Source organism: Pseudodesulfovibrio sp. (genome assembly GCF_028692895.1).
Taxonomy (GTDB): domain Bacteria; phylum Desulfobacterota; class Desulfovibrionia; order Desulfovibrionales; family Desulfovibrionaceae; genus Pseudodesulfovibrio.
The window spans coordinates 23,807-34,061 of record NZ_JAQUWN010000036.1 but is presented as its reverse complement, the minus strand read 5'-3'; the positions used below and the strand labels follow the sequence as shown (position 1 = coordinate 34,061).

The 10,255-nt window shown below is 67.9% G+C and carries 8 protein-coding genes; 3 read left to right on the top strand and 5 right to left on the bottom strand.

The window, feature by feature from the left end:
* Positions 1 to 229: 229 nt before the first annotated feature.
* From PHP91_RS10370 to PHP91_RS10360, 3 genes are all read right to left on the bottom strand, one after another.
* On the bottom strand, positions 230 to 361 hold the full coding sequence (locus PHP91_RS10370) for a hypothetical protein (protein WP_300140243.1): 132 nt from the start codon (positions 359 to 361) through the stop codon (positions 230 to 232).
* A gap of 96 nt (positions 362 to 457) precedes the next feature.
* Positions 458 to 1,333, bottom strand: coding sequence for a DMT family transporter (locus PHP91_RS10365; RefSeq protein WP_300140241.1), 876 nt, complete (start codon positions 1,331 to 1,333; stop codon positions 458 to 460).
* A 147-nt stretch (positions 1,334 to 1,480) separates the two neighbouring features.
* On the bottom strand, positions 1,481 to 2,212 hold the full coding sequence (locus PHP91_RS10360) for an ABC transporter permease subunit (RefSeq protein ID WP_300140239.1): 732 nt from the start codon (positions 2,210 to 2,212) through the stop codon (positions 1,481 to 1,483).
* Between the two features lie 849 nt (positions 2,213 to 3,061).
* On the opposite strand from PHP91_RS10360, the gene PHP91_RS10355 reads away from it, so the two are divergent.
* A complete protein-coding gene (locus PHP91_RS10355; protein WP_300140237.1) occupies positions 3,062 to 3,607 on the top strand; it encodes a hypothetical protein in 546 nt (181 codons plus the stop codon).
* On the top strand, positions 3,604 to 4,185 hold the full coding sequence (locus tag PHP91_RS10350; protein WP_300140235.1) for a MarR family transcriptional regulator: 582 nt from the start codon (positions 3,604 to 3,606) through the stop codon (positions 4,183 to 4,185). Before PHP91_RS10355 ends, PHP91_RS10350 begins: the two co-directional genes overlap by 4 nt.
* Before the next feature lie 84 nt (positions 4,186 to 4,269).
* On the opposite strand, the gene PHP91_RS10345 is transcribed toward PHP91_RS10350, so the two are convergent.
* Both PHP91_RS10345 and PHP91_RS10340 read right to left on the bottom strand, forming a co-directional pair.
* Complete coding sequence (locus PHP91_RS10345) at positions 4,270 to 5,532, bottom strand: alpha/beta hydrolase (protein WP_300140233.1); 1,263 nt, start codon at positions 5,530 to 5,532, stop codon at positions 4,270 to 4,272.
* A 504-nt stretch (positions 5,533 to 6,036) separates the two neighbouring features.
* The gene (locus tag PHP91_RS10340) at positions 6,037 to 8,088 is read right to left on the bottom strand and encodes a bacteriohemerythrin (RefSeq protein ID WP_300140231.1); all 2,052 of its coding nucleotides are present in this window, start codon (positions 8,086 to 8,088) and stop codon (positions 6,037 to 6,039) included.
* Positions 8,089 to 8,427: 339 nt separating this feature from the next.
* Between PHP91_RS10340 and PHP91_RS10335 the strand changes: the two genes are divergently transcribed.
* Positions 8,428 to 10,179 (top strand): putative sulfate exporter family transporter, encoded by a 1,752-nt coding sequence (locus PHP91_RS10335; RefSeq protein WP_300140229.1) that lies wholly within the window; start codon positions 8,428 to 8,430, stop codon positions 10,177 to 10,179.
* The last annotated feature ends 76 nt before the right edge of the window (positions 10,180 to 10,255 follow it).

Sequence of the window (10,255 nt, the reverse complement as noted above, 5' to 3'; positions counted from 1 at the left end):
CAGTGCAGCCCTTCGGCCAGGCGGCTTAGAAGCTGACCAAACGGCCGGAGCGGTTTTTCGCAGCCCTGGAGCTTTTTATTTTTTGCGACTTGGCTGCGGGAGTGGAGGCCGTTTGGATCAGCTTCTTGCCCCGTGGACGGGGCGGCGAGGGGGGGAACACCGCTCCCCCCGACCCTCTCTCCCAGGCGGGAGTACTGTTCTCTCTTGCCCGGTAATGCCTCTTCCAAAATCACGAGACGCCCTTGATCGTGCGCGCGGGCGCAATCTCCCGCTCATCCTTGAGATTGACGCCGGACACGCCCATGACGAAGGCCACGCCCGCCAGTTCGTCGCCGGAGCGGCGCGGCGAGGCCTTGGCCATCAGGTCGCTCAGGCCCTTGAAGGCGTACGGCGCGGGCCGAGGGAGATGGAGTACGCGCTCATGCCCGTCCCCCGTTTTCCGTCAGTGACCGGACACTTACCGGAAGGCGATGAGCACCAGCCCGATGAAGATTCCCACCGTGCCCAGAGCGCGGCGCGGCGAGACGTTCTCGTGCAGGATGAGCCGTCCGGCCAGGGCAGAGAGCAGGATGCTCACGTTGCGTCCGGCCGAGATCAGGGTCACGTTGCCGTAGCGCAGGGCCGCGACGATCAGCAGGTAGGAGAGCGGAATGAAGATCGAGGCCAGGATCACGCTGCGCCGATGTGCCGCGAAGACCTCGTAAAGCGTCGCGAAGCGGAAGCGGCGCGCCGCCATCCACAGGGTGATGCCCACGGTCTGGAACACCGTGCAGGCCAGCAGGTAGTCCATGGGCCGGACCGGCCCCATGGAGGACATGACCTTGCGGTCCGTGATGATGTAGCCCGCCGTGGCCGCCGAGGTGAGCAGGCACAGGGCCAGTCCCTTCAGGCTGATGCGCCCGGCCGCGTTGCGGTTGGTCAGGCCGACGGCCAGCGCGCCCAGGGCGGTCAGGGCCACGCCCGCGCCCTGCATGGGCGAGACCGTGTCGCCCACCAGGAACCCGGCCGCCGCCATGACCATGATCGGCGCGCCGCCCCGGTTCACCGGGTAGACCACCGAGAGGTCCACGGCCTCGTAGGCCGCGAAGAGCAGGATGACATAGGCCGTCTGAAAGCAGCCCGAGAGCCCGGCCCAGGCCAGCACCTCGGGCGTCAGCGAGGCCCCCGGCTCCAGCCAGCGTCCCAGAGGCCAGATCAGGCACAGGAAGAGCACGGCCCCCGCCGAGGTCAGCCAGGCGAAGGACGCCTTGTCCGGGCTGGCCTTGACCACCGAGTTCCAGATGATGTGCAGCAGCGCCGATGCCAGCACCAGCGAAAAGACCAACGGCGTCATGGGATGCCCCGCTTTGCGGCGCGCGCCCGGCCGGCGCCGGTGCATCGGCGGAGTGCGGCGCGCCCGTGATTGACAGCTTGAAGAACACGGTTTTCCCGGCCGCGTCAACGGCCATGTGGTCCCGGCGGGCGATGTTCATGCGCCCCCCTACCGCCGCGCCCAGGCGCTGGTCCGCTTCTTGAGGCCCGAGGTGAGCGCGCCGTAGAGCAGGCGCGCCGCCAGGTTGGTGGCCACGATGAGCACGCACATGGCCAGCGCCGGGGCGGTGTCGCCGGCGTCGCCCATGTTGGCCACGGCCACCACCGCGATGGGCAGGGCCGCCGAGTAGAGGAAGATAACCGCCGACAGGGTCGTCATGGCCCGAACGAAGAAGTAGTAGCCGATCTCCAGGATGGCGGGCAGGCAGACCGGCACCGTGACCTTGAGGAACAGCCGGGTGAACGGCGCGGACAGCGACTCGGACACGGACTCGAACTGGTGGTCGAGCTGCCTGAGGGCCGTGCTGGCCGTGAGAAAGCTGACGGTGTGGAAGTAGATCAGGTTGCTGAGCACCAGGATGCCCATGGTGCCGTAGAGGCTGGTCAGGGGGTTGGGGATGAACAGCCCGAGGACCTCCCAGCCCGGCTTGTTGAAGAGGATGTGGGCCAGGCCGATGACCAGGCCGGGCAGGGCCATGGGCAGCAGCGAGAGCTGGCCGCAGATCTGGCGCATCCTGGGGAACTCGCGAAACTTCTCCAGCACGTAGGCCGAAAAGAAGGCGGTGACGCAGCCGCAGAACGCGGTGTAGACGGCCATGCGCAGGCTGTTGAAGAAGGAGGCGTAGCCCCCGCCGCCCATGGACCCGAAGTCGTAGTGCCACGCAACAAAGGATGCGTCCATCCAGGCAACCGCATTGCTCCATCTATTCACTTCGAATCATTCAACTACCCATAATTCCCGGCCATAGCTCGCCGCCGCGCCGCCGCACCGGCCGAGCTGGCCGGGTTGTCGGCCTCTCGGGGGACACATTCCCGTATTTTGCTGATTGCAACAATTCTGCAATGCTCCCGTAACGTCGTCAAAAAGGCCTGGTTCCGCCCTTTCCGCCTCCTCGGCGGGGCGAGGCGATCAGGCCGGATGAGGCGATCCGCCAGGCCTGGGCCAGGATGTTACCGGGCCGGGAAAGGCCTGGCAGATGAAACGAAGCGCACTCCAGACGATCCGGCCGTCGGTGAAAATGTGAAGGTACCTTTTTAAGTTGACACAGGAGGATTCGATCATATATGGGTCATTGAAACGAAGGTACCTACATAAAAAACGACATCCGATTGCAAGGAGCACAACATGAGATTTTGGGAAAAGGAAGAGATGGGACGAAACAGACGCGGTTCCGGTCCCGGATTCGGCTCTGGCGGCGGGCGGGGGATGCGCGCCAATGGTTTCGACGGGAATGGACGCGGCAGGCGCGCGGACGGTTTTGCTGCGAACGACCGCGAGACGGCGGCACGCACCGGCGGCCCTGGGCGCGGGTTCGGTCCGTCCGGAGCTTTCCCCGGCAACGAAGCTGTAACGCGTGGTTTCGGTCACAAGATTGGGGCCGAGCAGCAAGATTTCGGCCGGATCGGCAGGAAAGGTCAGTACGTTTCCGGCCCTGGCTGGGGGAAGGGGTCACGCGGCTTCGGCCCCGAAGACAGGAAGGGGGCGCACGGCTTCGGGCGAAAGAACGGAAACGGGGCCGGAGGCTTCGGCATGGGCTACGGACGCCGGGCCGCCGGGTACGGCGCGGTCCGTGGACCGATATTCGGCCGACCTCGCGACGTGGCAGGCCCCGGATTCGGACCGCGCGCGGCCGGATATGGCGCAGGGCCGGACGGTATGACCGGGCTGCCCCGGCGCGGCGGCCGGATGCGCCGGTTCCTGGGCCGGATGTTCGGCGGGTTCGGCCGAACCGGGGCCGGGGCCGATGTTGGCGACAGCTTCGGCGGCCGCAGCGCGGATGAAAACAATTTCGGGCGCGGCCGACAAAACTGCGGGCGCGGCATGGGCCGGGCCGGAGGTGGTTTTTCCGCCGACCGGACGTATGTCGGCCCAGTATCCATGGTCCGGCCCGCCGACGCGCAACCCCGGGCCATGCCCGGCCGCAACGGCGAGGCGTGGGCCAACTCGATGCGCCGGGCCGTTCCGGCGGCGGCCGGGACCTGCCCCCTGTGCGACAACCACTGCCCGCTGGGCAATCCCGGCTGCCCCAAGGGCGCGGCCTACGGGCGGGCCCTGCTCGCGGAGGCGCGGCGATGAGCGATCCGGAAAAGACCGCCCCGGTGGCCGACGCCGAGTTGGCCGACCTGTTCCGCCGGACATCGCGCCTCATGGCCAGAGTCCATCACCGGCTGGACAGCGCCAGCCACGCCCAGTCCCACGTCCTTGGCCTGCTGCGCGAGCGCGGCCCGGTCAGCCAGCGCGACCTGCTGGAGGAGCTGGACGTGCGCTCCTCCTCTCTGAGCGAGGTCCTGCGCAAGCTGGAGCTGGGCGGATGGATCAGCCGGGAGCGCAATCCCGAGGACCGGCGGGGCTTCGTCATCTCCGCCACGGACCGGGCCCTGGCCTCCGGCGAGACGAGTGACGACGCTCCGCCCGACGACGGGACGAACGGGCCAGCCGACGTCTTCGCCTGCCTGGACGACGGGGAACGGAGCGCCCTGCGCGACATCCTGGCCAAGGTGGCGGCCTCCCTGAGCGAGGCCTCCCTGGCCGGGGAGCCCGGCTTCGGCCCCGGCGGGCGCGGGCGCGGCCGGGGCATGGGCCCTGGCCACGGCCGGGGCAAGGGGCGCGGCATGGGCAAGGGCCGGGGCATGGGACGCGGCCGACGCGGCTAGCATCAGGAAAAGCCGACCGGCCCCTTTCGGAAAAGGGCCTGTTTTTTGCCATGGCGCGTCGAACGCCGTTGCGGGTCGGCCCGCCTAGGGCAGGACCTCGTCCAGCCAGTCGAAGAGGACCTGGCCCACCAGGGCCCGGTTCTCCATGACGCAGTGGTTGGTCGCCCCCTCGTCCGTGGGGGTGACGACCATCCGCCTGGCCGGATTGGGGAAGCCGTCCAGGGCCAGACGCTGCTGGCGCTTCACCTCGGCGCTGGCGTATTCGCCCTCCCCCACCATGATGAGGGCAGGGACCAGGATCTTGGCCGGGTCGAAGGTGTTGCCCCGGTTGGCCTCCACCAGCCCTGCGGGGTGGTCCACCCCGTAGCGCCAGCAGATGTTCGAGACCACGGCCGCGTGGAACGGCGTCCAGCCCGCCATCTCCGCCTCGTCCGCCAGGGCGGCGGGCATGGTGGCGAACAGGGCGTGTGCGTCCACCACGGCCGAGTTCATGGCCACGGCCCGAACGCGCGGGTCGTGCTCCGCCAGTTGGGGCGCGAAGAGGCCGCCGCCGCTGATACCGTAGGCGGCCAGCCGCGCCGGGTCCACCTCGGGCCGGGACAGGGCGTAGTCCACCGCCAGCTTGAGCGGCACATGGCTGTCCGTGCGGAAGACCTGGCCGAAAAAGGGCATGAGCCCCTGTCCGGGCAGGTCCACGGTCAGGAAGTTCCAGCCGCGCGCATGGGCCTGGTCCGCGATGTAGAAATAGAGGTCCTCGATAAAGGTCTCGCCCCCGCCGATCATGAGCAGGGTCGGCGCGGCCCCGCCGTCCGCCCGCGCCGCGCGGAAATAGCCGGGCAGCGCCCCGCCCTCGAAGGGCAGCTCGAAATATTCCAGCTTCGGGCTCATCAGCGCTCCGGCCCGTTGCATCAGCGCGCGGCAGCGGTTGCCCCGGTCCAGGAAGCCGGGGTCGGCCGGGGACAGGGAGAGGACCGATACCCTGTAGTAATAGGCCGCGCGCAGGAACTGCGCCCGCGCGCTGACCGCGCGTCCGGCGGCCAGGGACGCCTCGCCCCGCGCCAGCACGCGCCCGGCCAGACCGTTCCACTGGTTGGCCCAGGTCAGCGCGTCGCCGTCCTTGATCCGCGAGGCGGCGTAGAACGCCTCGCCCGTGGACGCGCCGCCGTTGACCGCCGCGCCCAGGATCAGGTTGCCGAAATGGAAATCCATGTCCCCGTCCTTGAAGAAATAGCGGTAGCTGGAGGCGTGCGCGTCGAACTCCGCCTCCTCGGCCAGGGCGCTCCCGCCCATCCCGAGCCCCAGGCACAGGGCCAGGGCCAGCCACATCCATCGCGCCGACCGTTTCATCCGTTCTCCTCGCGCTGTGCGCCGCATCGGGCGCGTTGTCGTCCACCGCTCCGCCTGTTCCGATTCTCGCACGGTAGGGGCGGAGTCCGCCAAAGTCAAACCGCGGTTCTCCGGTGAGGATGGCGCTGGACCCGCAATGGTTTCATCGCCGGACGGCCGTTTCGGTCACGCTACCGGCCGCAAGGGTGTTGCGGAAGCGGGCCGACAGCCCGGCCGCGTCATCGGGCGGGAAGGCGTTGAACTCGCCGCGGAGGAGCAGAGCCTGGCTGCGGGGGCCAAGGGCGCGCCGATCAGGTCGCCGAGGACGAAGGTGGCCCAGAGCGGACCGAAGGGATGGGCGTTCGAGACCGGGGCGGAGCGTGTGCGCCGCCGGGCCTGGGAATGAGGAGGCGACGACGGACCGCATCGGGCCGGGCCCGAATCCGGCGGGACATGCCCGCTCCGGGATACCCGACCGGCCGTCCTCGCACGGCGAAAGCGCGAGGCGGCCGAAGCCGCCCCGGATCACGCCCCCATGGCCTCGCGCAGGAACGGGGCGTAGGCCGCGTCCGTTCCCTTGATGTGGCTGACGAGCCAGTCCTTGAGGAACAGGAGCAGTTCGCGGCTCAGGGAGGTCCGCCCGGCCTTGAACTCGGTTTCGAACTCCACGACCTTGGCCAGCAGATCGGCATGGACCCGCTTGTGCTGTTCCCCGCCGGAATAGCCGTACCGGTCGAAGAGCTCCTCCTCGGCGCTGAAATGCTCCACGGTGTAGGCCTTCAGCCCGTCGAAGATATCGCCGAGCACGTCCGCGCCCTTGCCCCCGCCCATGGCGGCGGCCAGCCGGTTGACCATGTCCACAAGTCGCCGGTGCTGCCCGTCGATACGGTCGATGCCGAGCAGGAAGGAGTCGTCCCAATGGATGAGGTCGCGGTGTTCGGACGAGAGTGCGACCGGGGCGGACGCCGGGCGCGCCAGGGCCGGACGCGCGGCCGGGCGCGCCTGGACGGTCCGGACGACCTTGTTTTCGGGCAGACGGCGGCCCGTCTCCCGCGGGGTTCCGGACGAGCGCCGGGCGGGTCTGCGGCCGGAGCTGTCGTGCTCCCCGCCGGTCCGGAAAAACCGCATGTCGCCGTCCAGGGTGGCGGCCTGCCCGGCCAGGTCCTCGGCCGTGGACGAGAGCCGGTCCGCCAGCGCGGTGTTGTCGTGGATGATGCGGTCAAGCCCGGCCACCTCGGAGGTGACCATCTCCACGCCCTCGCGCTGCTCCGCGCCCAGGGCGGTGATCTCCTCCACCATCTCGGCCGTGCGCTCGATCTCGGGCACCAGCCGCTCCAGCACGGCCCCGGCCTCGTCCGAAATGCGCGCCGTGCTGGCCGAAAGCTCGCCGATCTCGCCCGCCGCGTGACCGCTTCGTTCGGCCAGCTTGCGGACCTCGGCCGCCACCACGGCGAAGCCCTTGCCGTGCTCGCCCGCCCGCGCGGCCTCGATGGCCGCGTTGAGGGCCAGGAGGTTGGTCTGGCGGGCGATCTCCCCGATGATGGTGATCTTCTCGGCAATGGTCTTGACCGCCTCCAGCGCGGCGGTGACCGACTGGCCGCCCCTGCGGGCCTCGGCCGCAGCCTGGACCGCGATGTCGTAGGTCTTGCGGGAGTTGTCCGTGGCGTTGCCGATGGAGGTCCGGATGCTCTCCGTGAGGGTCGAGATGTGGTCGATGGCCCCGGACTGCTGCGCCGAGCACCGGGCCAGGGTCTGTGCCCCGGTGGCTATCTCGGCGCTGCCCGAGGCCACGGCGTCGGCCGAGTGCTTGGCGTTGCCGATGACCTGGGCCAGCCGGTCGGCCATGGCCCCGAGGCTTCGGGAGACCCGTCCGATCTCGTCATTGCGGCCATTGGCCAGGGTCCCGGCCAGACGCAGGTCGCCCTCGCGCATGCCCTCGGCCACGCGCTGAAACCCGCCCAGGGGCCGGATCACGTCGCGGTGCATCATGCGCGCCACGAACAGGGCGATGAGTATCATCACCGCAACGCCCACCAGTTGGCTGACCAGCAGGACGTCAACCCGCGCCTCGGACTCGGCCTGCATCATGCTCACCGCCTTGTTCATGGAGCCGAGCACGGCCTGGCTCCGGGCCAGGAACTGGTCGTCGCCCTCGCCCCGGGCCATCAGAGCCGCAAGGTCGCGGCGAAACGCTTCCCAGTCCCCGCCCACCGCGAGCAGTTGAGTATGGACCGCGTCCGACGGGGCCGGGATGGCCGCCGCCGGGCCCGCCGGGTCCAGCGTGGTCGGGGCGGCGCCGCCGCCCGTCAGCGCGGCCAGGGTCCTCTCGAAGACCAGTGCCGAGCGCTCCGCCTGGGCGCGCATGGACGCGGCGTCCGCGCCTCCGCGCTCCCGGCGCATGGCGAACAGCGCCTCCTTGGCGACCTTCTGGCCGAGCATGCGCTGCCGCCCGGCCAGGTTGATGACCAGCCCGTCCGACTCCTGGGCCGCCGTGATGACCAAGGTCGCCCCGAACATGCCCATGCCGATGAGCAGCAGCAAGGTGACCGACGTATACAGCTTTAACCGTAAATCCATGATTTCCCTCCAAAACATCGCCATGCTCCCGCCGGTTTGGTTGCGGCGGCTACTTTTCAGCATACCCGTTCATTTGTGCACCGATATTATTTTTGTGCATCCGATATCCCGCAGATTCGACGCGGCGACATGCGCGAAGCTGAAAAGCGCGCTTTCGCGACTGCAAAGCCGACTTTGCATTTTTCGCGGGCCCTCAAAATGTTAGTCTAGTAAATTCAAGTGGATGTAACGTCGTGCAGGACTTGGCCCGCCCCTTGCTTATGAAAAGGCGAGGAAGTTGTCGGGGCCGCCTATGGTTGCCGGTCCCCCATCGAAAGAACACTGTGAGGAGATAAACGAATGGCTGAAAACACCGTGCAGCAGACGAACGAAGTGGTCGTGGACAAGGGGAAGAGCTCCTGGTCCGACCTCTGGAAGCTGGAGGATTACTGGGCCATCTGGCTGGGGTTCGTGATCCTGGTCATCGGGGCGCTGATCTTTTTCAACAACAAGCCCGCCGGGATGGACGAGACCTTCACCAAGGCCAACGCCGTCATGGCCGCCGAGGCGAACCGAGCCCCGTTCAAGACCGTGGCCTGGTACGAAGCCCAGACAGCCAAGGAGAAGGTCAAGGCCAAGGACCAGTCCATCGGCAAGACCATTGCGGGCCTGATGGCCCACCCCAAGTCCTGGACCGCCAACCCGCTTAACGCCTTCATCCAGACCAAGGCCCAGGCCGACGCCAAGAACGCCAAGGCCATGCCCGCCTATGAGGCGGCCAAGGCGGCCGCGGCCCAGGCCAAGACCGACGCCCTGGCGGCCCAGGCCGTGGCCGAGCAGGCGGGCTTCCTGGACGCCAAGCTGAACGCCGACGCCTCGTCGGCCATCGAGAGCTGGCTCAAGCTGCGGTCCAAGGAGTCCTCGGTCAAGAAGAAGGTCCACCACAAGCCCTACAACCTGTTCCCGGGCCTGGCCCTGCTGCTGGTCGGGTTCGGCGCGATCTTCGCCTTCGGAATGCATTTCATCGACGGCAGCTCGAAGAAGTTTATCAAGGGCTTCGGCCTGGTCTTCGCCGTGGCCGTGCTGGCCTACCTGATGGCCAGCCAGGCGACCATGAAGAAGTACGGCGTGGGCGACGCGGCCTGGGCCATCGCCATCGGCCTGCTCATCTCCAACACCATCGGCACCCCCAACTGGGCCAAGAAGGCCCTCCAGGTGGAATTCTTCATCAAGACCGGCCTGGTCCTGCTCGGCGCGGAAGTGCTGTTCAACAAGATCGTGGCCATCGGCATTCCCGGCATCTTCGTGGCCTGGGTGGTCACCCCGGTGGTGCTCATCACCACCTTCATCTTCGGCCAGAAGGTCATCAAGATGCCGTCCAAGACGCTGAACATGGTCATCTCGGCCGACATGTCGGTCTGCGGCACCTCGGCGGCCATCGCCACGGCCGCGGCCTGCAAGGCCAAGAAGGAGGAGCTGACCCTGTCCATCGGCCTGTCCCTGGTCTTCACCTCCATCATGATGGTGCTCATGCCCGCCGTCATCAAGGCCACCGGAATGCCCTACATCCTTGGCGGCGCCTGGATGGGCGGCACCATCGACGCCACCGGCGCCGTGGCCGCCGCGGGCGCGTTCCTGTCCGAAAAGGCCCTGTACGTGGCCGCCACCATCAAGATGATCCAGAACGTCATGATCGGCGTCACCGCCTTCGGCGTGGCCATCTACTGGTGCACCAAGGTCGAATGCGTCGAGGGCCAGAGCGTCAGCGCCATGGAAATCTGGTACCGCTTCCCCAAGTTCGTGCTGGGCTTCCTGACCGCCTCGGTCATCTTCTCCGTGGCATACTCCATGCTCGGCTCCGACGCCGGGTTCACCATGATCGACCAGGGCGTGCTCCGGGGCTTCTCCCGCCTCTTCCGTGGCTGGTTCTTCTGCCTGTCCTTCGCGGCCATCGGACTCGCCACCAACTTCCGCGAGCTCAAGCACTACTTCAAGGGCGGCAAGCCGCTCATCCTGTACGTGTGCGGCCAGTCGTTCAACCTGGCCCTGACCCTGCTCATGGCCTACCTGATGTTCTACGTGGTCTTCCCGGACATCACGGCAAAGATCTAGCCCCCAATACCAACCTCACTCCCATACGCAAAGGGGGGCCGAAAGGCCCCCCGCCCCCTTCCAAAGGAGAAACATC